The sequence below is a fragment of the Bradyrhizobium sp. CCBAU 45394 genome, from assembly GCF_028128655.1.
GTDB classification, from domain to species: Bacteria; Pseudomonadota; Alphaproteobacteria; order Rhizobiales; family Xanthobacteraceae; genus Bradyrhizobium; species Bradyrhizobium diazoefficiens.
This window is the reverse complement of sequence record NZ_LBIX01000177.1, coordinates 65,771-86,695: the sequence shown is the minus strand read 5'-3', so window position 1 is coordinate 86,695 and position 20,925 is coordinate 65,771. Positions and strand designations below refer to the sequence as shown.

Annotated in this window: 19 protein-coding genes; 11 read left to right on the top strand and 8 right to left on the bottom strand. The window is 65.8% G+C overall.

All coding sequences use genetic code 11. The features are described 5' to 3' along the window. Positions 1-182: 182 nt before the first annotated feature. On the top strand, positions 183-587 hold the full coding sequence (locus tag WN73_RS41210) for a DUF2946 family protein (RefSeq protein ID WP_028175038.1): 405 nt from the start codon (positions 183-185) through the stop codon (positions 585-587). Between the two features lie 155 nt (positions 588-742). Next, complete coding sequence (locus tag WN73_RS41205; protein ID WP_271558049.1) at positions 743-3,139, top strand: TonB-dependent receptor; 2,397 nt, start codon at positions 743-745, stop codon at positions 3,137-3,139. Between the two features lie 74 nt (positions 3,140-3,213). Here WN73_RS41205 and WN73_RS41200 read toward each other — a convergent pair whose 3' ends face one another. Together WN73_RS41200 and WN73_RS41195 are read right to left on the bottom strand one after the other, a co-directional pair. Beyond that, positions 3,214-3,729, bottom strand: a complete 516-nt coding sequence (locus WN73_RS41200; protein WP_011085246.1) for a GNAT family N-acetyltransferase — start codon at positions 3,727-3,729, stop codon at positions 3,214-3,216. A 261-nt stretch (positions 3,730-3,990) separates the two neighbouring features. After that, entirely contained in the window at positions 3,991-4,482 is a 492-nt protein-coding gene (locus WN73_RS41195; RefSeq protein WP_011085245.1) for an NUDIX domain-containing protein, read from the bottom strand. Positions 4,483-4,574: 92 nt separating this feature from the next. Here WN73_RS41195 and WN73_RS41190 point away from each other — a divergent pair, with 92 nt between their 5' ends. After that, entirely contained in the window at positions 4,575-5,456 is an 882-nt protein-coding gene (locus WN73_RS41190) for a metallophosphoesterase family protein (protein WP_271558046.1), read from the top strand. 61 nt (positions 5,457-5,517) lie between these two features. Here WN73_RS41190 and WN73_RS41185 read toward each other — a convergent pair whose 3' ends face one another. The 3 genes from WN73_RS41185 to WN73_RS41175 form a co-directional block, all read right to left on the bottom strand. After that, positions 5,518-6,072: a hypothetical protein gene (locus WN73_RS41185; protein WP_038967399.1), complete on the bottom strand. Its 555-nt coding sequence runs from the start codon at positions 6,070-6,072 to the stop codon at positions 5,518-5,520. 188 nt (positions 6,073-6,260) lie between these two features. After that, positions 6,261-6,470, bottom strand: coding sequence for a DUF4170 domain-containing protein (locus tag WN73_RS41180; protein ID WP_018323282.1), 210 nt, complete (start codon positions 6,468-6,470; stop codon positions 6,261-6,263). 70 nt (positions 6,471-6,540) lie between these two features. Continuing rightward, positions 6,541-8,175 (bottom strand): isocitrate lyase, encoded by a 1,635-nt coding sequence (locus tag WN73_RS41175; RefSeq protein ID WP_060910828.1) that lies wholly within the window; start codon positions 8,173-8,175, stop codon positions 6,541-6,543. A 229-nt stretch (positions 8,176-8,404) separates the two neighbouring features. Here WN73_RS41175 and WN73_RS41170 point away from each other — a divergent pair, with 229 nt between their 5' ends. Further along, positions 8,405-9,850 (top strand): helix-turn-helix domain-containing protein, encoded by a 1,446-nt coding sequence (locus WN73_RS41170; protein ID WP_011085241.1) that lies wholly within the window; start codon positions 8,405-8,407, stop codon positions 9,848-9,850. A gap of 187 nt (positions 9,851-10,037) precedes the next feature. On the opposite strand, the gene WN73_RS41165 is transcribed toward WN73_RS41170, so the two are convergent. Next, on the bottom strand, positions 10,038-10,331 hold the full coding sequence (locus tag WN73_RS41165; RefSeq protein ID WP_027543691.1) for an antibiotic biosynthesis monooxygenase: 294 nt from the start codon (positions 10,329-10,331) through the stop codon (positions 10,038-10,040). 229 nt (positions 10,332-10,560) lie between these two features. Here WN73_RS41165 and WN73_RS41160 point away from each other — a divergent pair, with 229 nt between their 5' ends. Together WN73_RS41160 and WN73_RS41155 are read left to right on the top strand one after the other, a co-directional pair. Then, positions 10,561-11,367 carry a hypothetical protein gene (locus WN73_RS41160; RefSeq protein WP_060910827.1) on the top strand — a complete coding sequence of 269 codons (807 nt, stop codon included), beginning with the start codon at positions 10,561-10,563 and terminating at the stop codon, positions 11,365-11,367. Positions 11,368-11,539: 172 nt separating this feature from the next. After that, complete coding sequence (locus WN73_RS41155) at positions 11,540-11,896, top strand: hypothetical protein (RefSeq protein WP_028175045.1); 357 nt, start codon at positions 11,540-11,542, stop codon at positions 11,894-11,896. A 169-nt stretch (positions 11,897-12,065) separates the two neighbouring features. Here WN73_RS41155 and WN73_RS41150 read toward each other — a convergent pair whose 3' ends face one another. Continuing rightward, complete coding sequence (locus tag WN73_RS41150; protein ID WP_028175046.1) at positions 12,066-12,707, bottom strand: tetratricopeptide repeat protein; 642 nt, start codon at positions 12,705-12,707, stop codon at positions 12,066-12,068. A 137-nt stretch (positions 12,708-12,844) separates the two neighbouring features. After that, a complete protein-coding gene (htpX, locus tag WN73_RS41145) occupies positions 12,845-13,816 on the bottom strand; it encodes a zinc metalloprotease HtpX (RefSeq protein ID WP_028175047.1) in 972 nt (323 codons plus the stop codon). A 286-nt stretch (positions 13,817-14,102) separates the two neighbouring features. On the opposite strand from htpX, the gene WN73_RS41140 reads away from it, so the two are divergent. The 5 genes from WN73_RS41140 (at position 14,103) to WN73_RS41120 (ending at position 20,923) form a co-directional block, all read left to right on the top strand. Then, a complete protein-coding gene (locus tag WN73_RS41140; protein ID WP_039184954.1) occupies positions 14,103-15,461 on the top strand; it encodes an HlyD family secretion protein in 1,359 nt (452 codons plus the stop codon). Next, a complete protein-coding gene (locus WN73_RS41135; RefSeq protein WP_271558451.1) occupies positions 15,461-17,398 on the top strand; it encodes a glycosyltransferase in 1,938 nt (645 codons plus the stop codon). The genes WN73_RS41140 and WN73_RS41135 overlap by 1 nt, the downstream gene beginning before the upstream one ends. Before the next feature lie 123 nt (positions 17,399-17,521). Beyond that, entirely contained in the window at positions 17,522-18,823 is a 1,302-nt protein-coding gene (locus tag WN73_RS41130) for a lytic murein transglycosylase (RefSeq protein WP_271558029.1), read from the top strand. A gap of 313 nt (positions 18,824-19,136) precedes the next feature. Continuing rightward, positions 19,137-19,640: a DUF1993 domain-containing protein gene (locus WN73_RS41125; RefSeq protein WP_011085233.1), complete on the top strand. Its 504-nt coding sequence runs from the start codon at positions 19,137-19,139 to the stop codon at positions 19,638-19,640. Between the two features lie 179 nt (positions 19,641-19,819). Continuing rightward, the gene (locus WN73_RS41120; protein ID WP_271558026.1) at positions 19,820-20,923 is read left to right on the top strand and encodes an alkene reductase; all 1,104 of its coding nucleotides are present in this window, start codon (positions 19,820-19,822) and stop codon (positions 20,921-20,923) included. Positions 20,924-20,925: the final 2 nt, after the last annotated feature.

Below are 20,925 nucleotides of genomic sequence, written 5' to 3'. Positions count from 1 at the left end.
TCCATCGGGGCGCTAGGCCAGGCTTTTCCACCAGGCGTTAGTTGCCCGAACGACACATCGGGTCGGCTGCCTGCAGGCGCGGGGCCGACCGCCGTTGACATCCGTTCCTCGTTCCTGCGATGTTACATTATAACATCGCGGTATCAGGGGATGATCCTCGCGATGTGGGGTGGCGTTTCCAGATGAAGTGGTTCCGGTCGAATATCAGGCACGGCGCCCGGCTCGCGTTGTTCGCGATGCTGGTGCAATTCGCGCTGACATTCGGCCACAGCCACTGGTTCGTCCAGGCGGCCTCCCTCTCCCAAGCCTCGCTCCAGCAGACCGACACCGCCAAGGCGATAGCTTCGACCGACCGCGCTGCGGTCCAGAAGCAATCTCCTTCAGGATCCGACCGGGAGCAGCCGGGCGACGACAATTGCGCGATCTGCGCCGTGGTCGCGATGGCGGGCACCGTGGTGTCCGCGACGCCGCCTCTCCTTGCGCTGCCGCAGGCGATCGAGCTGCTCCACCGCACCCTGGATGCCGAGTTCATCCATCTGAAATCGGCCGGCACGGCGTTCCAGCCCCGCGCCCCACCAGCGTCCTGACTCTCGACATCGCTTGATCACGCCCGGGCTCGCCGCGCCACACGCGCGGACGATCGCCCGGGAGCCGTTGAAGTCGAATTCCGTCGCGCCGCGACGGCAGGCTGCCTCCGATCATCAGACAAGCATGCGGACGGCGCCTGACTGGAATCAGGACCATGTCATTTGAATTGCGACGCGTGCAGCGTCTCGCAGGAGCAAGCCTGCTCCTGCTCGGCGCCGCCGCCACATCCGCGCTCGCCCAAGAACCGGTACAACAGCCGGTACAACAGCCTGCGCAGGACAAGTCGTCGGCCGAGCTCCCCGCCATCACCGTGACGGCGCCGAGCCCGATCGTGCGCAGGGTGGTACCGACCCGCAGCCCGGTCCATGTCGCGCGCACCGGACGGTCGCGCAGCCAGCAACACGCGGCCGAAGCCACGCCACCGGCAGCAGTCGCCGCCGCCGCACCTCAGCAAGGCGTGCTGCCAATCGTGACCAACCAGTTCGCCACCGTCACGGTGGTGCCGAACGAGGAGATCCGCCGCGAGGGCGGCGGTCAACTCGGCGATCTCTTGTTCTCCAAGCCGGGCATCACCGGCTCGAGCTTCGCGCCCGGCGCCTCCAGCCGGCCGATCATCCGCGGGCTCGACGTCAACCGCGTCGGCATCGTCGAGAACGGCACCAATTCCGGCGGCGCCTCCGACCTCGGCGAGGATCACTTCGTCCCGATCGATCCGCTCGCGACCAACCAGGTCGAGGTGGTGCGCGGGCCGGCTGCGCTCCGCTACGGCTCGACCTCGATCGGCGGCGTCATCAGCGCGACCAACAACCGGATTCCGGATGCGCTGCCGAGTTGCGCTCCGTCGTTCCAGACCTACGGCCTCCCGACCAAGGCGCCGCTGGCAACCGCCGAGACCTCGCCTTGCGTCACGGCCGAGACGCGCTCCGCATTCAGCTCGGTCGATCGCGGCGTCGAAAGCGGCGTGCTGCTCGACACCGGCGGCGGCAATTTTGCCTTCCACGCCGACGTCTATGGCCGCACCACCACGGACTACGGCATCCCGAGCTATCCCTATCTGAACGACCAGACGCGATCCGTCGCCAACGGCCGCCAGCCGAACTCGGCGACGCGCTCGGACGGCGCCTCGATCGGCGGCTCCTACTTCTTCCAGGGCGGCTATATCGGGGCTGCGATCACGCAGAACGACTCGCTCTACCACATCCCCGGCATCGACGGCGCCGACCACAACACGCGCATCGACGGTCACCAGACCAAGATCAACGTCAAGGGCGAGTACCGTCCCGATGCGGCCGCGATCGACACGATCCGGTTCTGGGCCGGCGCGACCGACTACCGGCACAACGAGATCGGGCTTGCCGATCCCGCCGACCCCAACAGCGACGGCGTGCGGCAGACCTTCACCAACAAGGAGCAGGAGATTCGCACCGAGGTGCAGCTGATGCCGTTCAACGCGCGCTTCGCCGAGGTGACGACGGCGCTGGGCTTCCAGGTCGGGCATCAGGAGCTGAGCGCGCCGAGCCCGGACAATCCCGGCACGCTGTTCAACGGCCTGTGGGACCCCAACAACAGCACGCGCGTTGCCGGTTACGCCTTCAACGAGTTCAAGTTCACCGACGCGACGCGGGCGCAGATCGCCGGCCGCATCGAGCATGTCGAGCTGCACGGCACCACGCCGAATTTCCCGGCCGACTTCCTGCCCGACGGCACGCCGCAGGTGGCGATCGCGCGCAATCCGTCCTACACGCCGAAGAGCGGCAGCATCGGCCTGTTGCAGGACCTGCCGGGCGGCATGGTCGGCAGCATCACCGCGCAATATGTCGAGCGCGCGCCGAAGGCGGCGGAACTGTTCTCGCGCGGCGCGCATGATGCGACCGCGACCTTCGACATCGGCAATCCGAACCTGACGATCGAGACCGCAAAGTCCGTCGAGCTCGGCGTGCGCAAGGCGACGGGGCCGTTCCGGTTCGAGGCGACCATCTACTACACGCATTTCGACAATTTCATCTTCCGCCGCCTCACCGGCGTGATGTGCGGCGACGACTTCGCCTCGTGCGGCACGCCCGGGGCCGAGCTGAACCAGGCGGTCTACTCGCAACGCAATGCCAACTTCCGCGGCGGCGAATTCCAGTCGCAGCTCGACGTCGGCGCGTTCCAGGGCGGCATCTGGGGCATCGAGAACCAGCTCGACGTGGTTCGCGCCACCTTCACCGACGGCACCAACGTGCCGCGGATTCCGCCGCTCAGAATGGGCGGCGGTGTGTTCTGGCGCGACGACAACTGGCTGATGCGCGTCAACCTGTTGCACGCCTTCGCGCAGAACAACGTCGCCGTGATCGCGGAGACGCCGACGGCAGGCTACAACCTCCTGAAGGCCGAGGTGAGCTACAAGACCAAGCTTGACCGCAACTGGTTCGGTGCGCGCGAGATGATTGCCGGCGTCGTCGGCAACAATCTCCTCAACGAGAGCATCCGCAACTCGGTGTCCTACACCAAGGACGAGGTGCTGATGCCCGGCATCGGCGTGCGGGCGTTCGCGAACTTCAAGTTCTGATCGCCTCCAGCCGGGGCCTGCGGGCCCCGGTACACCCGCGTCGAGCGAGCGGGCTGTCGCGGCATCACACGCCGCTACCCCCGCGCCTTGCTCCAGTCGGGCACGACCGCTCCCGACACGCCCTCGAAGGCGCCGTCGACGAGCTCGAACACCAGGATGCGGGCGGCGTCGACCGGGCCCGGCATGGTGACGCGCCCCTTGGGGACCGGCTTGAAGCCGACGCGGCTGTAATAGGGCTCGTCGCCGACCAGCAGCACCAGGCGGTGACCTCGCTCCTTGGCGTCCTTCAGCGCGCGCTCCATCAACAGACGGCCGATGCCGCGGTCGCGGAACGGCGGCTCGACGGTGAGCGGCCCGAGCAGCAGCGCCGGCGTCTCGCCGACCAGCACAGGCAATTGCCTGACCGAGCCGACCAGCAGCGTGCCGATGCGAGCGGTGAAGGACAGTTCGAGCAGATGGTCGACGTGCTCGCGGATGCGGTAGGCGCTGAGCACGAAGCGGCCGGGGCCGAAGGTGCGCTCGTGCAGCCGCTCGATCGCCTGGGCGTCGCCGGCAGCTTCGGGAAGGATGGTGAGCGAGAGATCGTTCATGTCGGCATGCGTCTTCGAGCGAAGTGGACCCGGGTTCGCGTCATGAAAACGCGTCAATGAGGGGAGCGGGATAACATCTCGGAGGGCTGCGGTCCATCGGGCTCATACCGGGCCGAACTGCCGGCCGGGCTGCGGCTGAGGATGGTCGCGAAGCTCCAGTCCGGATAACCGATACTGTGCAGCTTGTCCGCGAGATAGCCATCGGTTGCACGGGCGAGACTGGTGTCGAGCCCCTGCCAACGGCCAACGCGGCGGTTGATCTCACCGCCATGTCGCAATCAACGGCGTGCCATCCAGCACTTCCACGATTCTTTGCCGCGTGCCCGGCGTGGTGCCCTCGGGCAGCGCATTGATCGCGAAGAACCCGCATTCGACGATCTCGTGGTTGGGCTCGGGCAGGCGATCCTGCCTGAACTGCCTGACGACGTAGACCGCGACGTGGTCGCGGCGGGAGACGTGACTGTTGAGGAAGATGCCGTGCAGCGCGGCGTCTGCGGTGAGGTCGATGTCGCCCTCCTCCTTGAGCTCACGCCGCATCGCCTGCTCCATGGTCTCGCCGAGATCGACGCCGCCGCCGGGCAGATACCAGCCGGAGATGTAGCTGTGCCTGACCAGGAACACCCTGTTGTCGGAATCCAGCACCACGGCGCGAACGCCGAGGGTCATGCCGCGAACGAGCAGGAAATAGGCGTGGAAGATTCGCCGCAGCAGCGGCTCGAACTTCCGTCGGATGCGGTTCAGACGATCTCCCATCAGGTTCTCTTTGGTCCCCTCTTCAGGCTGCGCTTGCGCAGTCCTCGCGACCTTGCCATTACAGCGGAGCAATAGCGAGGCAATCGCGCGCCATGGCTTCCTTCACGCTCGCCCATCTGTCCGACCCGCATCTGCCGCCTTTGCCGAAGCCGCGGCTGATCGAGCTCGCCGGCAAGCGCGTATTCGGCTACGTCAACTGGACGCGCAACCGCCACAAGTACCAGCGCCGAGAGGTGCTCGACGCACTCGTTGCCGACGTCAAGGCGCAGGCGCCCGACCACATCGCGGTGACGGGCGATCTCGTCAATCTGGCGCTGGACGCGGAGTTCGCGCCGGCGCGCACCTGGCTCGACGGCGTCGGCCCGCCCGACCGCGTCACCACGATTCCCGGCAACCACGACGCCTATGTCCGCGCCACCTATCATCGCTTCGGCGAGACCTTTGCGCCCTATCTTGCAAGCGACAACGGAAGCGCCGGCTTTCCGGCCCTGCGCCGGCGCGGGCCGCTCGCGCTCATCAGCCTGTCCACGGCAGTGCCGACCCTGCCGCTGATGGCGACGGGCACGCTGGGGCACGATCAGCTCGCAGCGCTCGAACAAGTTCTCGAGCGGCTCGCGACCGAAGACGTCTTCCGCGTGCTGCTGGTGCATCATCCGCTAAAGTCCGATGCGCGCCACAAGCGAATGACGGACGCGGCCGATCTGCTGGCGCTCTTGAAGCGCCACGGTGTCGAGCTGGTCCTGCACGGCCACGACCACATTCATTCGACGATGTGGTTCGAGGGCCCCAACGGCAACATTCCCGCGATCGGCGTGCCGTCGGCGTCCGCGCTCGCACACGGGCGCTACCCGGCGGCGGCGTATAATCTGTTCACGATCGAGAAGGACAATGCCGGCTGGCGCTGCGAGCAGACGGTGCGCGGGCTCGGGTCCGGATTTCAGATCCGAGAGATCAAGCATGCAAGGTTGGTTTGAGGCCACTGTCATTCCGGGGCGCACCGAAAGGCGCGAGCCCGGAATGACGGCGGAGGGAAATTCACCAGCTCCGCAAGGCCGCCAAAACGGCGAAGCCGAACAAGGCGGCGGCGCCGAGGATGAAGCCGAACACGAACGGCCAGACGCGCGAGCGGGCCGGCCGCTCCGCGGCCTCCGGCTTCGGCTCGGGCAGGACCACCATCGCATGCTCGCGCTCGATCATGCGGCGGGCGACATAGTCGGTGACGGCCTCGACGATCACGGACGTGTCGTGCGATTCGGCGAGCACGATGCGGCCGAAGCGGGTGTCCTGGACGAAGCGATACATCCGCTTGTCGCGCCCCATCATGATGTGCGCGACGACGTCGATCCAGAGTCTGGGCGTATCGCCCTGGCTGATGCCGCGGTCGAACAGGTCGATCTGCTCGGGCACCTGTGCAAACAGGGGATCGAGCGCGTCGTTGAGGATCTCGAGCCGCGCCACCTCGGCATCGCGCAAATCGACGACGACGCCGGTCCGGTCGGCGGCCTCGATCCGCGCGCGCAGCAGCGCGTCGCGCAGCCGCACCGGGCGCGGCTGGCTGGGATGGGTCCCGCTGGTCTCGGGCTCTGACATTGTCGGCCTCGTCCTCACTTGCCTCCATTAACCTATCAGCAACCACACCCTCCGCAAAGGGTCCATAATTCCAGATACTTACGGCGCCCACAGCTGTCTCACCTGTGCCAAAAACAGACGATCCCACCCGGCTTGCGCCGGATGGGACCCTCCGTCCTTGGACGTCTTCTTAGATTTTCAGGCAGCCGTCAGGCCGAGACGCGCGACGGCTCTTCAACGATGGAGAAGCGGACGCCGGCCTTGTGGCGGTTCTCTTCCGAGACCGTACGCCAGGCATCTTCGGCTTCCTTGCGGGTCTTGAACGGCCCCTGCACCTGGGCCGAGCCTTCCACGAGCTTGTGGAAGTTCATCGAGCCGAACTCGCCGCCGATCACCCAGAAATTGCTGCCCTTGGTCATTGTCAGTCTCCTGTTGAGGTGCGTGACCAGTCCGGGCTCCGAGGGGACCCCGGACTGATCAATTCCGCCGTTAGCCGAACTGGTTCATCGTGTTGTGCGCGCCGCCCGCCTTCAGGGCGGCCTCGCCGGCGAAGTACTCCTTGTGGTCGTCGCCGATGTCGGAGCCGGCCATGTTCTGATGCTTCACGCAGGCGATGCCCTGACGGATCTCGGCGCGCTGGACGTTCTTCACGTAGCCGAGCATGCCCTGCTCGCCGAAGTACTCCCTGGCCAGATTGTCGGTCGAGAGCGCCGCGGTGTGGTAGGTCGGCAGCGTGATCAGGTGGTGGAAGATGCCGGCACGCTTGGCCGAATCCGCCTGGAAGGTGCGGATGCGCTCGTCGGCTTCCTTCGCCAGCGGCGTGTCGTCATATTCCGCCTTCATCAGCTCGGCGCGGTTGTACTTGCTGACGTCTTGGCCTGCTTCCTTCATCGCGTCGTAGACCTGCCAACGGAAGTTGAGGGTCCAGTTGAACGACGGCGAGTTGTTGTAGGCCAGCTTGGCGTTCGGAACCACCTTGCGGATGCGATCGACCATCTTGGCGATCTGCTCGATATGCGGCTTCTCGGTCTCGATCCAGAGCAGGTCGGCGCCGTTCTGGAGCGAGGTGATGCAGTCCAGCACGCAGCGGTCCTCACCGGTGCCCGGGCGGAACTGGTAGAGGTTGGAGGGCAGCCGCTTCGGACGCATCATCTTGCCGTTGCGGTTGATGATGACGTCGCCGTTGCGGGCGTTCTCCGCGGTGATTTCCTCGCAATCGAGGAAGCTGTTGTACTGGTCGCCGATGTCGCCGGGCTTGTGGCTGACGGCGATCTGCTGCGTCAGGCCAGCGCCGAGCGAGTCGGTGCGGGTCACGACGATGCCGTCTTCGACGCCGAGCTCGAGGAAGGCGTGGCGGCAGGCGCGGATCTTCGCCAGGAAGACGTCATGCGGCACGGTGACCTTGCCGTCCTGGTGGCCGCACTGCTTCTCGTCCGACACCTGGTTCTCGATCTGGAGCGCGCAGGCGCCCGCTTCGATCATCTTCTTGGCGAGCAGGTAGGTCGCTTCCGCGTTGCCGAAGCCGGCGTCGATGTCGGCGATGACGGGCACGACATGGGTCTGGAAGCCGTCGATCTTCTCGATCAACTCCTTCTCGCGGGTCTTGTCGCCTTCCTTGCGCGCCTTGTCGAGGTTGCGGAAGATGTCGTTGAGCTCGCGCGAGTCGGCCTGGCGCAGGAAGGTGTAGAGCTCTTCGATCAGCGCCGGCACCGAGGTCTTCTCGTGCATCGACTGGTCGGGCAGCGGTCCGAACTCGGAGCGCAGCGCCGCGATCATCCAGCCGGAGAGATACAGGTAGGTGCGATCGGTCCTGCCACCGAAGTGCTTCTTGACCGAGATCAGCTTCTGCTGGGCGATGAAGCCGTGCCAGCAGCCGAGCGACTGGGTGTACTTGGTGGGGTCGTTGTCATAGGCCGCCATGTCGGCCCGCATCAGCGCCGCGGTGTAGCGGGCGACGTCGAGGCCGGTCCTGAAGCGGTTCTGAAGGCGCATGCGCGCGACGGCCTCGGCCGACACCCCGTTCCAGGTCGGCTGGGTCTCGAGGAGCGCCTTCGCTGCATCGATCTCGCTCTGATACGAGGCCGGCGCCTGGAAAGTGCTGATGCCACGGGGCTGGTAGTTCATGTGCCTGATCCTTTCGCTGACGATGGCGATGGCTGGCCATCGACATTCTTGACAGTGCATTGCGAAATGCGTGTCACGACGTAAACGCGAAAACGGAAACTTCGTATAGATGGCTTGTTTTTTATTGGTGATGTCATGTAACATCAGAACATGTAATAGATGTTATTTTGTAAAGTTTGTAAATTATAGGTCAGCGAGACTGTCCTTAATGACCCTGGAGATCTGAAGAATGCCCGCCGAATCCGGGAAGAAACTGTTCGTCGGCCCGCGCTTCCGGCGGATCCGGCAGCAATTGGGCCTGTCGCAGACCCAGATCGCCGAGGGGCTCGGGATCTCGCCGAGCTACGTCAACCTGATCGAGCGCAACCAGCGCCCGGTGACCGCCCAAATCCTGCTGCGGCTGGCCGAAACCTACGACCTCGACCTGCGCGACCTCGCCACCGCCGACGAGGACCGATTCTTTGCCGAGCTCAACGAGATCTTCTCCGATCCCCTGTTCCGCCAGATTGACGTACCCAAGCAGGAGCTGCGCGACCTCGCCGAACTCTGTCCCGGCGTCACCCACGCGCTGCAGCGGCTCTACGCGGCCTATACCGAGGCCCGTCAGGGCGAGACGCTGGCAGCCGCGCAAATGGCCGACCGCGACGTCGGCACGCGCTATGAGGCCAATCCGGTCGAACGCGTGCGCGAGCTGATCGAGGCGAACCGCAACTATTTTCCAGAACTCGAGCAGGCCGCGGAGACGCTTCGCGACGAGCTGAACGTGCCGGCCGAAGGGCTCTACGCGGCCCTTGCCGCGCGCTTGCGCGAAAAGCATTCGATCCAGACCCGCATCATGCCCGTCGACGTGATGCGCGAGACGCTGAGGCGCTTCGACCGCCACCGCCGCCAGCTCCTGATCTCGGAACTGGTCGACCCGCCCGGCCGCGCGTTCCAGCTCGCCTTCCAGCTCGGCCTTGGCGAATGCGCGCAGCAGCTGGAGACCATCATCAACCGCGCCGGCCCGCTCGACGACGCGCCGCGGCGGCTGTTCCGCATCACGCTCGGCAATTACTTCGCAGCGGCCGTGATGATGCCCTACCCGGCCTTCCTCGCCGCGGCGGAAGCGCTCAACTACGACATCCACGTGCTGGCGCAGCGCTTCAATTCCGGCTTCGAGCAGGTCTGCCACCGCCTCACCACCTTGCAGCGGCCGAACGCGCGCGGCATTCCGTTCTTCCTGCTGCGCGTCGACAATGCCGGCAACGTCTCGAAGCGTTTCTCCTCCGGCACCTTCCCGTTCTCGAAATTCGGCGGCACGTGCCCGCTGTGGAATGTGCACTCGACCTTCGACACGCCGGATCGCCTGCTGAAACAGGTGATCGAGCTCTCCGACGGCACGCGCTATTTCTCGATCGCGCAGATGGTGCGCCGCCCGGTCGCGCCGCACCCGCTGCCGCAGCCGCGCTTCGCCATCGGCCTCGGCTGCGAGATCCGCCACGCCGCGCGCCTCGTCTACGCCGCCGGCATGGACCTGGAGAAGACGGAAGGCACGCCCATCGGCGTCAACTGCCGCCTCTGCGAGCGCGAAAACTGCGCCCAGCGCGCCGAGCCGCCGATCACGCGCACGCTGATCCTGGACGAGACGACGCGGCGGGTGTCGAGTTTCGCGTTCTCGAACGCACGGGAGTTGTGAGGGCGAAGGCTCGCGCTTGGCTTTAGATGCAGCCACAAACTCGCTGTCGTCCTGGCGAAGGCCAGCACCCATAACCACCGAACTATCATGCAAGCGCAGGTGGCGGCCACGCGCCGCAAAACTCCTCCCTGGGGTAATGGGTCCTGGCTTTCGCCAGGACGACATTGGGAGGCAGCGATCCGTCCAACTACGCCAGCGTATGCACGATCACCGGCCCCGCGGCGGCGCGGGCGTCGCCGGCGAGCAGCGGGCCGAGATCCTTCTCGATCCAGGCGATCGCGCGCCGGTTCGCCTCCTCCGCTTGCTCGAACTTGTCGAAGATCGAGATCGCGGTGACCGTGTCGTCGCCGGCATAGACGACGTAATAGGCGCGGAAACCGTCGACGTCGCTGATGATCGGAACGGCGCCGTCCTTGATGCGGCGCGCCAGCTCCTCCGCGCTCCCGCTTTTCGCCTTGGCCTGACGGATGGCGGCATACATGGCTTCCTCCTCCCGGCTATTGATGTGGGGCTTTGTGCCCGGCCTGGATGTTACGCCGAAGCACGGGGCCCGGATACCCTCCTTGGTTAACCCGGCACTAATCCGTCTGCGCGATCTGCAACCAATGGTTAAGCACGCCTCAACATCGCTGCCCTAGTCTCGCCCCACTCACGTTTCGCAAACAACGGTGGCTTATTCTGCCGGGCGAAGTGACATCAGGGGGTTCATCATGCGCATTGCGTTGCTGCTGACCGCAACCATTGTCGGCGCGCTTTTCGCCAGTCCATCCAATGCCGGATCGCTCGATGCATCCGCCGAGGCAGCGCAGGCGCTGCCGCCGGGCTTCCAGAGTTACCGCGGCTACATGTTCGACCTGTCGGAGAATTCCGATCGCAAGGACGTCGACAAGCTCACCGACAATCTGAAGCGCCAGATCGACGTCGTCGAAGGCGCCGGCCTCTCCCCGCGCGTGCTGCGCTTCTTCCATACCGTTCCGATCGTCGCGAGCGAGCTGGCCTGCCTCGACGAAGGCGCCGCGACCGCATGCTACGGCAGGGTCACGCCGGACATCCAGCGCACCGCTCCCCGGACGCTGACGGTCTGGGACCCCAACAAGCAGCGCTGGACCAATCCGAATGCCATCGACCTCGCCGTCGATTCGGGGCTCGGCGTGATCATGCTGCGGCCGGACATGATGCGGTACGAGAAGGAGGCGGTGCTGCTGCACGAACTGCTGCACGCCTATCACGCGCGCCTGTTGCCGGACGGCTACGCCAACAAGGGCGTGATCGGCTATTATGCCCTGGCCAAGTCCAAGGACCTCCTGCCCAAGGAATCCTATGCGCTGAAGAATCCCATGGAGTTCTTTGCCGTGACCGCCAGCATCTTCCTGGCCGGAAAGAGCGAATTCCACGACCCCAAGTCGCGCGAGACGCTCAAGGAGAAGATGCCGGACTATTACAAATACCTGGTCGGCGTGTTCGGCTTCGACCCCGACCCGACTGCGTCAAGCGGCCCGGTGGCCTCGCTGAAGTGAGGCGGACCTAGCCCATCTGCACCAACCAGGCAAAAAGCCGCGCAAAATGCGCGGCTTTTTTTGTTTTGGGTCCCGGAAGCTGCGGATGACGCCCGGCCGGGAATTGCCAAGGCGGGGCCCGATCTGCATAGTCCCGCCCGCATCGATACTGTTTTCAAGGGGATAGAAGAACATGGCGGACGCCGACCTGGATGTCGTGATCCGGCAACTGGCCAGACAGCTGCATACGGGCCTGATGACCCGCGCCAAGGAGCGGCGGGATCGCTTCAACGGCCTTGCGGCCAAGGCCAAGGGCAAGGAGACCGGCGACCGCTTCAAGATGATGGCCAAGGCCACCATGGAGCAGGCCACCGCCGCCGCCAAGCGCCTCCAGATGTCCGCCGACAACGTCGCCGACAGCTACGCACGATCGATGCGAATCGCGGCCAGCACGCCGATCGCGGCGAAGGTGGAGAAGAAGGCGAAGGAAGAGAAGCCGGCGAAGAAGGCGGCCAAGGCGAAGAAGGCGAAAGCCAAGAAGGCGAAGTAGGCGCGCCCGCGCCCTTCACCTCTCCCCGCTTGCGGGGAGAGGTCGGATCGCCTCGGCGATGCGAAGCATCGTCCGGTGCGATCCGGGTGAGGGGGTACAGGTCTCTCGACAGCCTCATGCGTGGAGAGAGCCCCTCTCCCCGTAAGAACGGAGAGGGAGACAACTCCCCTCACCGCCGCGGTGCTGAAACCCGGGTCGGCTCGGCGCTGGCGAGTTCGGCGAGCTTGGCGCGCGCCGCCTCGCGCGTGCGGGCATCCTTGCCGGCGGGCAGCGCGAGAGCGGCTTCGAAATCGGCGCGCGCATCGTCGGCCTGGCCGCGGGCGAGGAACGCCAGGCCACGGTCGAGCCGGGCCTGCGCATCGGAGGGGGCGAGACGGACCGCCGTGTTGTAGCTCAGGATGGCGCGATCGAGATCGCCGGTGGCGGCGAGCGCAAGACCGCGCTGGTGATAGGGCGCGGCGAGCTTGGGATCATGCGCGATCGCCTCGTCGTAATCCGCAATGGCGAGCTCGAGGTCGCCGTTCTGCCGGCGCGCCTCCGCGCGGTCGCGATAGAGCGAGGCGCGATTGGGATTGAGGTGAATGGCCTCGTCGAAATCCGCGATCGCCCGCCGCCAGTCGCCGTGGCGCAGCGCGATCCGCCCGCGCCCTTCATAGGCAAAGGCGATCAGCGAGCCGCGGAGCGGCGAGAAGCCGATCACGGCCGCGCAGATGTCGGGCTCGTCCTCGTCCCCGCAATTGACGACCATATGCGTGGACAGGCCGATCAGCACGCCCAGGACGATCAGCAATGGTACGGCAGCTCTGGTCATCTTCGACGGTGACCGGCGACGGGCCGGCCACGCATCCCCTTTCGAAGGAAGTGTCACGGCGAGGTGTTAACACTGGCCGGGACGATCCTGTGTGCGCCAGGTCACAAAGCCACGCGCAAATCCTTGCCGGTTCCGGATTAGCCCCAAGGCCCACGAGAAGGACCTTGCGAAGGACCACGCCAAGGACCGCGCGAAGATGAGCGGCCCCACGGGCTCGCCGGCGGATAGTTCTCGTTGGCGCCGACCGACGGCGCCGCCTGCGCGCCGAGCTCGGCCGCGAGCTGCTGGAGCGCCGCGATACGGTTCTGCGTCGAGGGATGGGTGGCGAAGAGATTGTCCACGCCGTGGCCCGACAGCGGATTGATAATGAACATGTGCGCGGTCGCGGGATTTCGTTCGGCCTCGAAGTTCGGGACCTGATGTGCGGCGCCCTCGATCTTCACCAGCGCCGAGGCCAGCCACATCGGCTGGCCGACGATGCGCGCACCGAGATTGTCCGCGGCATATTCGCGGGTCCGGCTGATCGCCATCTGCACCAGCATGGCGCCGAGCGGAGCGAGGATCATCATCAGGATCGAGCCGACGATGCCCGGGCCGTTGTTGTTGTCGCGGTGGCCGCCGAAGAACATGCCGAACTGCGCCAGCATCGAGATCGCGCCCGCGATGGTCGCGGTGATCGTCATCAGCAGCGTGTCGTGGTGCTTGATATGCGCAAGCTCATGCGCGATCACGCCGGCGAGCTCCTCGCGGCTGAGCTGGTGCATCAGGCCGGTGGTGACGGCAACGGCGGCGTTCTCGGGATTGCGGCCGGTCGCGAACGCGTTGGGCTGCGCTTCGTCCATCAGGAACACGCGCGGCATCGGCAAGCCCGCGCGGCCCGCAAGCTCGGCGACGAGACCGACCAGTTCCGGCGCGGTCGAACGGTCGACCTGATGGGCGCCGTACATCGAGAGCACCATGCGGTCGGAGTTCCAATAGGTGAAGAGATTGGTCGCCGCGGCAATGACGAGCGCGATCATGGCGCCGGAGGCACCGCCGATCAGATAGCCCACGCCCATGAACAGGGCGGTGAGGCCTGCGAGCAGCATTGCGGTACGAAGATAGTTCATGGCCGTCTCCTGAACCGGCCGCGGGCGAGCCTCCAGCCGGCGTCTTCGAAGTATGAATGCCGCCGGGCAACGCAAGGGTTCATGCGGCGCGGAGCCGCAGCTACAGGGCCGCGCGGCCAGCCTTTCACCCGTCGCTAAAGCTTGACCGGGATTTGCGCAAAAACGCGCGCGGACGCTTAGCAACCTGGAAAGCTCAGCGTCGGCTTAATCCGCGGTAACCGGGCACGCTGCGCGGCCCTCGCGCATTGACCGGTTCCGTTGGCCTCCCGTCAACCAGGTGACCGTCATGGTAGACCGCTTACGCGCCGCTTCCATCGACCCCGCATCCACTCCTTCCCCTCACGAGACCAAGAGCGAGACCAAGACCGACGCGAAGGGATTACAGGAGGCGCTGCACGAGCAGCTGTTCGCCGATGACGAAACCGGCCACGCATGCGAGGCGCAGACGGCGCCAGAACCAGGGCCGCGCTGGCCGCATCTGCGACGCGGCGCCAAGATCGCCATTGGACTTGCCATCATCGCCGTGTTCGGCTGGCTGCCGCTGCGTGCGATCTGGGAGTATTCGAGCGTCGAGGCGGTGCTGAATTCTCGTCTCGTCACCCTGCGCACGCCGATCGGCGGCCGCGTGGTCGCCGCCCAGCCCATTACCGATCAGGCCAAACTTGACGCCGGAACCGTGCTCCTGCGCGTCGTGAACTCGCGCGGGGATCGCACCCGGCTCGACGATCTGCGACGGCAGAAATCGCGCCTGGAGATCGAGCGGCCGAGCGTTGCCGCCAAGCTTGCCGCGGCCCAGGCAGCCCAAAAGGATTTGGCGCGGCAGGCCACGCAATTCCGCGAGGGACGCGTGCTTCAGCTCGAGGCCCGCATCGCCGAGATCCAGACCTCGATCGAGGCGGCGGCAGCGCGGCGGGACGAAGCCAGCGCCGCCGTCGAGCGCGCATCCTCGCTCGCGAAGTCCGGCAATGTCTCGACGGTCGAGCTGGCGCGGCTGACGCGCGAGCTTTCCGTGGCACAGCAAACCGAGCTCGGTGCGCACAAGCGGCTGGATGCCGCGAAGGTCGAGCTCACGGCGGCACAGAACGGCTCGTTCCTCGGCGACAGTTATAACGACCGCCCGAGCTCGGTGCAGCGCGAGGAGGAGATGCGTCAGCGCGCCGGCGATCTCGAGGCTGATCTCGCGCGCACCGACACCGAGATCGCCTGGCTCGCCAACGAGATCATCATCGAGGAGGCCCGCTTCGCCGATCTGTCCGAAGCCAACATCACGACACCCGTTGCGGGCCGCGTCTGGGAGATGATGACCTCGCCGGGCGAGGACGTGCAGGCCGGCCAACCCCTGCTCAAGATCCTCGATTGCAGCGGCGCCGTCATCACGGCCAATGTCACCGAGAACGTCTACAATCGCCTGCAGCTCGGCGACCGCGCCAGCTTCGAGCCGAATGACGGCGGCGAGCCGATCTCCGGCACCGTGGTCAATCTGACCGGCGCCGCCGGCGCGCCCGCCAATCTCGCCATCAATCCGGATGCGCTCAGCAAGGAGCCCTATCGCGTGACCGTGGCGCCTGGCGATGCCGCTGCCCACGCCTGCACCGTGGGGCGCACCGGCCGCGTTGTGTTTGCCCGGCGCGAGACCGCACCGTGATGACGGCGCTGACGCCAGGCCTGATCACGCTCGGAGCCTTCATGGCGGTCGTGCCGCTGCTCCGGCGCGACAGCACGATGGCGCGCTCGTTCCTGGCCGTCGTGTCGCTGGTCTTCCTGCTCCGCTATCTCTATTGGCGTGTCACCGCGACACTCCCACCACCGCATCTGACGGCGGACGCCGTGATCGGTTATCCCTTCATGCTGCTGGAGGCGGCCTCGCTCGTTGCGGTCGCATTGTCCCTGCTGTTTCTGAGCCGGACCCTCGACCGCACAGGTGCGGCAAGAATAGACGGCCGAGCCATCGATCCACACGCGCCGCTGATCGACGTCTTGATCTGCACTTACAACGAGGAACGATCCATCCTCGAGCGCACGATCATCGGCGCGACCGGTATGGAGTACGGCAATTATCGCGTCTGGGTGCTCGACGACGGAAGGCGCCCCTGGCTGCGGCGCCTCGCGAGCGAACTCGGCTGCCATTATCTCGCGCGGCCCGACAACCACCACGCCAAGGCCGGCAACATCAACCATGCGCTCAAGCACGTCGGCGCCCTGCCGGAACGACCGGATTTCGTGGCCATTCTCGACGCGGACTTCGTGCCGCGGCCCGACTTCCTCGCGCGCACCATCTCCCTCATGGACGACGCTTCGGTCGGCGTGGTGCAGACGCCGCAGCACTTCATCAATCCCGACCCGATCCAGACCAACCTCGCTGCGACGGATGTATGGCCGGACGAGCAGCGCTTCTTCTTCGACATCCTGATGCCGGCCAAGGACGCCTGGGGCGTCGCCTTCTGCTGCGGCACCTCATCGCTCATTCGCTACGCCGGGCTGGTGCAGATCGGCGGCTTTCCAACCGACTCCGTCACGGAAGACTACCTCGTCACCCTTCGCCTGAAGGAGCGCGGCTTCAACACCATCTATCTCAACGAACGATTGACGATCGGCCTCGCGCCCGAGGGGCTGAAGGAATACATCACCCAGCGTGCGCGCTGGTGCCTCGGCCTGATGCAAATCGTGCGCGGCCGCAGCGGACCGTTCTCGCAGGACTCGAAGCTGTCCTTTATCGACCGGCTCTCGCTGGTCGATGCCTTCATGAGCTGGTCTGCGGTCTACACGTCGAAGGTCGCGGGACTGATGGTGCCCTGGCTGTTCCTGCTGTTCGGCATCAAGGCGGTGCAGGCCGATCTCACCGAGCTGTTGCGCTTCTTCCTGCCGTTCTACGTCTGGCACGGGCTCAGCATGGCCTGGCTGTCACACGGCCGTTCGCTCGCCATGATGAGCGACGTCTCGCAACTCATCGCCGCGCCCGCGGTGCTCAAGGCGGTGGCAGCCGGCCTGTTGAAGCCGAAGGGACACAAATTCAAGGTCACGGCGAAGGGCGGCGACCGCGACAGGAGATTTGTCGAATGGCCGCTGCTGCGGATCTATGGCTGCGCGCTTCTCATCACGCTGGCGGCCATTGCCTATGCCTTCATCCTGCACCTGCGCGGCGAGAACATCGCCTATGGCGGACTGGCCCTGGCCTGGAGCCTCTACAACGCGCTCATCCTCACCGTGGTCTGCTTCGTCTGCATCGAGCAGCCACGCAAGCGCAAGGCGGAGCGCTTCGATCGCAATGAGCCGATCCTGTTGCGTCAGGACGGCAAGTGGCATCTGGCGCGGCTCGCCGATATCTCCATTACCGGCGCCCGGCTGATCGATCCCGATCCGCCGGCACCCGGCAGCACGATCGACTGCCGCATCTATGGCCGCTCGATCGCGGCCGTCGTTGTGCGACGAACCACGGACGGATTCGCGGTGCGGTTCGAGGAAGGCATGGATACGCGCGTGCATGCGATCCGGGCGTTCTATGCCGGCGAGTATGTCCGCGCCTATCAGGGCGTCAGGGCGCTTCCGGTCGGAAAAGCGCTGCTGATGCGTCTGTTCGGCTAGGCTGGCGCGGCATCCGCTCCCTCGCATTCCGCTTATTGGCATGGCACGGAAAGGATGGCCTGAGGCCGTCACTTCACCTAGACTTCAAGCGAATCCACGCCTTCCCTCCCCGCCGGAACCCCTATGCTCCAGACCCGATTTCTGATCGCGGCCGTCGCGCTCCTCGCATGCTCCGCCACTGCCTCGGCCCAGTTCGCACCGCCGCCCGCAAGGCCGGCGGCGCCCAAGGCCACCGCGCCCTCGCCGCGCGCAGCCTCGTGCCACAATGGGGCGAGCTTCGATCGCTTCCTGGCCGACGTGAAACAGCAGGCGGTGGCCGCCGGCGTGTCGCAGCGGACGATCGCGGAGGCTTCGCCCTACCTCGTCTACGACCAGGGGATCGTCAACCGCGACCGCGGCCAGCGCGTGTTCGGCCAGCTCTTCACCGAGTTCGCCGGCCGCATGGCCGCGCCCTATCGCATGCAGAACGGCCAGCAGCACATCAAGGCCCACGCAGCTGCCTTCGCGCGCGCCGAAAAGGAATATGGCGTGCCGCCGGCGGTCATCGCTGCGTTCTGGGGCCTGGAGAGCGACTTCGGCGCCAACATGGGCAACCTGCCGACGCTGAAATCGCTGGTGTCGCTCGCCTATGACTGCCGCCGCTCGGAGATGTTCGTGAACGAGACCATCGCCGCGCTGAAGATCATCGACCGCGGCGATCTCACACCCGACGAGATGATCGGCTCCTGGGCCGGCGAGCTCGGACAGACACAGTTCCTGCCCGTGCATTACGTCAACTACGCCGTCGACTATGACGGCGACGGACGGCGCGATCTCCTGCGCAGCGAGCCCGACGTGATCGGCTCGACCGCGAACTACATCGCCAACGGCTTGAAGTGGCGGCGCGGCGAGCCATGGCTGGAGGAGATCAAGGTGCCGCAGAACCTGCCGTGGGAGCAGACCGATCTCACCGTGCAGCAGCCGCGCTCGAAATGGGCGCAGTTAGGCGTGACCTATCCCGACGGCCGGCCGCTGCCGAACGACAATCTCGCGGCGTCCGTGCTGCTGCCGATGGGACGCTTCGGGCCGGCTTTCATGGCGTATGCGAATTTCGCCGCCTACACCGAGTGGAATAACTCGCTGATCTACTCGACCACCGCGGGCTATCTCGCCACCCGCATCGCGGGCGCCGCGCCGATGCGCAAGCCGGCGGCGCCGGTCGCGCAGCTGCCATTCAATGAGCTCAAGCAATTGCAGCAGCTACTGGTCCAGGCCGGCTTCAATGTCGGCAAGGTCGACGGCGTGCTCGGCCAGCAGAGCCGCGCCGCCGTGAAGGCGATGCAGATCAAATACGGCCTGCCGGCCGATTCCTGGCCGACCGCGGAGCTGCTCGCGCGCATGCGCGGCAGCACGGCGCAGGCGCAGCCAGTGGGGGTGGTGCGGTAGCCCCTGCGCGCCCTCATGCCCTTGAGAGCAAAATCATCGCATATGGCAGCGAGAGTTCGCCGGAAGAGCTCGGCCTGCATGGTTCGAGACGCCCGCTTTGGCGGGCTCCTCACCATGAGGGTCTAATCTTTCGCCGCAGAACGTGACCTCATCCTGAGAGCCAGCCATAGGCGGGCGTCTCGAAGGATGGGCCGCGGGCACTAGAATTTTCGCACCGCAAAAGCGGCTCCTGCGATTGTATTTTTCCATGACGTTCCCATGTGAGTGGATCAGGTTTTCTCCTGAGATTCCTCACCATTGAAGCGAGCATCACATGTCCTTCTACGACGCCGTCGTCCCCGCCTATTTGCAGATGCTGAACAGCCTCACCGGCCTGCTCACGAAAGCCGAGGCGCATTGCGCGGCCAAGAAGGTCGACCCGAGCGTCCTGCTCGGCTCCCGCCTGTTTCCGGACATGCTGCCGCTGTCGAAGCAGATCCAGCTCGTCAGCGACTTCGCCGCCAAGGGCTGCGCGCGGCTGACCCATAGCGAGGTGCCCTCGACGCCCGACACGGAAAAGACGTTTGAGGAGCTGAAGCAGCGGCTGGCCAAGACGATCGACTACGTCAAGTCGTTCAAGCCCGCGCAGTTCGAGGGCGCCGACACCAAGGACGTCACCTTCCCGGCCGGCCCCGACAAATCCATCACCATGAAGGGCCAGCAATTCCTCAGCGCGTTCTCGCTGCCGAACTTCTATTTCCACGCCACGACCGCGCACGGCATCCTGCGCCACAACGGCGTCGAGATCGGCAAGCGCGATTTCCTCGGCGCGAGCTGATTTGCGAAATCGCACGGCCGCGATAGCCGAAATCCGCTGTCTCGGCCAAGATTGCACATGAATTATGCTACGCGGGCGTTGCCGCGTAGCTCGCCTGCACTTTCCGTATGGCTCCTCCCTTGCGCTGATTGCCGCGATGCACAAGTGTTCCGGACCTCTCACCGCCTGGAAGCACTCCCATGAGCCGTTCGACCAAATTGTTTGAGACCTACAAGCTCGGCCCGATCACGCTGGCCAACCGCCTCGTCATGGCGCCGCTGACGCGCAACCGCGCCGTTCCCGGCACGTTCGTCCCCGGCGCGCTCGCCGCCGACTATTACAGCCAGCGCGCGTCCGCAGGCCTCCTGATCACCGAAGCGAGCCAGGTTTCGCAGCAGGGCCAGGGCTACCAGGACACCCCCGGCATCTACTCCAAGGACCAGGTCGCCGGCTGGCGCAAGGTCACCGACAAGGTCCATGAGCGCGGCGGCAAGATCTTCATCCAGCTCTGGCATGTCGGCCGCATCTCGCATGTCGCGCTGCAGGCGAATGGCGCAGCGCCGGTGGCGCCGAGCGCGATCCGCGCCAAGGGCAAGACCTTCGTCAACGGCACCTTTGCCGACGTCTCCGAGCCGCGCGCGCTCGAGCTCTCCGAAATTCCGGGGATCATCGACGACTTCAAGCGCGCCACGAAGAATGCGCTGGAGGCCGGCTTCGACGGCGTCGAGATTCACGGCGCCAACGGCTACCTGCTCGACCAGTTCGCCAAGGACGGCGCCAACAAGCGCACCGACGCTTACGGCGGCTCGATCGAGAACCGCGCGCGGCTGATGCTCGAGGTCTCCAGGGCGGTTGCCGCCGAGGCCGGCACTGAGCGCACCGGCATCCGCATCTCGCCGGTGACGCCCGCCAACGACGTCTCCGACAGCAATCCGCAAGCCTTGTTCGATCACATCGTCGACGGCCTCAGCGCGCTGAAGCTGGTCTATCTCCACGTCGTCGAGGGCGCCACCGGCGGGCCGCGCGACTTCGCACCGTTCGACTATGCGTCCTTGCGCAAGCGCTTCTCCGGCGCCTACGTCGCCAACAACGGCTACGACTTCGATCTGGCGACCAAGGTGCTTGACGCGAACGCGGCCGATCTCATCGCCTTCGGCAAGCCGTTCATCTCCAACCCCGACCTCGTCGAGCGGCTGAAGCAGGGCGCGGCGCTGAACGACTGGGACAAGAACACGTTCTACGGCGGCAGCGCGAAGGGGTACACGGATTACCCGACGCTCGAAGCGGCGGAAGCGGCGCAGTAGAG

Coding starts and splice junctions, on each gene's coding strand:
- WN73_RS41205 (WP_271558049.1), top strand. CDS start 743: ATGTCATTTGAATTGCGACGCGTGCAGCGTCTCGCAGGAGCAAGCCTG.
- WN73_RS41195 (WP_011085245.1), bottom strand. CDS start 4,482: ATGGGAGATCGTCTGAACCGCATCCGACGGAAGTTCGAGCCGCTGCTG.
- WN73_RS41175 (WP_060910828.1), bottom strand. CDS start 8,175: ATGAACTACCAGCCCCGTGGCATCAGCACTTTCCAGGCGCCGGCCTCG.
- WN73_RS41180 (WP_018323282.1), bottom strand. CDS start 6,470: ATGACCAAGGGCAGCAATTTCTGGGTGATCGGCGGCGAGTTCGGCTCG.
- WN73_RS41170 (WP_011085241.1), top strand. CDS start 8,405: ATGCCCGCCGAATCCGGGAAGAAACTGTTCGTCGGCCCGCGCTTCCGG.
- WN73_RS41135 (WP_271558451.1), top strand. CDS start 15,461: ATGACGGCGCTGACGCCAGGCCTGATCACGCTCGGAGCCTTCATGGCG.
- WN73_RS41200 (WP_011085246.1), bottom strand. CDS start 3,729: ATGAACGATCTCTCGCTCACCATCCTTCCCGAAGCTGCCGGCGACGCC.
- WN73_RS41165 (WP_027543691.1), bottom strand. CDS start 10,331: ATGTATGCCGCCATCCGTCAGGCCAAGGCGAAAAGCGGGAGCGCGGAG.
- WN73_RS41210 (WP_028175038.1), top strand. CDS start 183: ATGAAGTGGTTCCGGTCGAATATCAGGCACGGCGCCCGGCTCGCGTTG.
- WN73_RS41185 (WP_038967399.1), bottom strand. CDS start 6,072: ATGTCAGAGCCCGAGACCAGCGGGACCCATCCCAGCCAGCCGCGCCCG.
- WN73_RS41190 (WP_271558046.1), top strand. CDS start 4,575: ATGGCTTCCTTCACGCTCGCCCATCTGTCCGACCCGCATCTGCCGCCT.
- WN73_RS41130 (WP_271558029.1), top strand. CDS start 17,522: ATGCTCCAGACCCGATTTCTGATCGCGGCCGTCGCGCTCCTCGCATGC.
- WN73_RS41140 (WP_039184954.1), top strand. CDS start 14,103: ATGGTAGACCGCTTACGCGCCGCTTCCATCGACCCCGCATCCACTCCT.
- htpX (WP_028175047.1), bottom strand. CDS start 13,816: ATGAACTATCTTCGTACCGCAATGCTGCTCGCAGGCCTCACCGCCCTG.
- WN73_RS41155 (WP_028175045.1), top strand. CDS start 11,540: ATGGCGGACGCCGACCTGGATGTCGTGATCCGGCAACTGGCCAGACAG.
- WN73_RS41125 (WP_011085233.1), top strand. CDS start 19,137: ATGTCCTTCTACGACGCCGTCGTCCCCGCCTATTTGCAGATGCTGAAC.
- WN73_RS41120 (WP_271558026.1), top strand. CDS start 19,820: ATGAGCCGTTCGACCAAATTGTTTGAGACCTACAAGCTCGGCCCGATC.
- WN73_RS41150 (WP_028175046.1), bottom strand. CDS start 12,707: ATGACCAGAGCTGCCGTACCATTGCTGATCGTCCTGGGCGTGCTGATC.
- WN73_RS41160 (WP_060910827.1), top strand. CDS start 10,561: ATGCGCATTGCGTTGCTGCTGACCGCAACCATTGTCGGCGCGCTTTTC.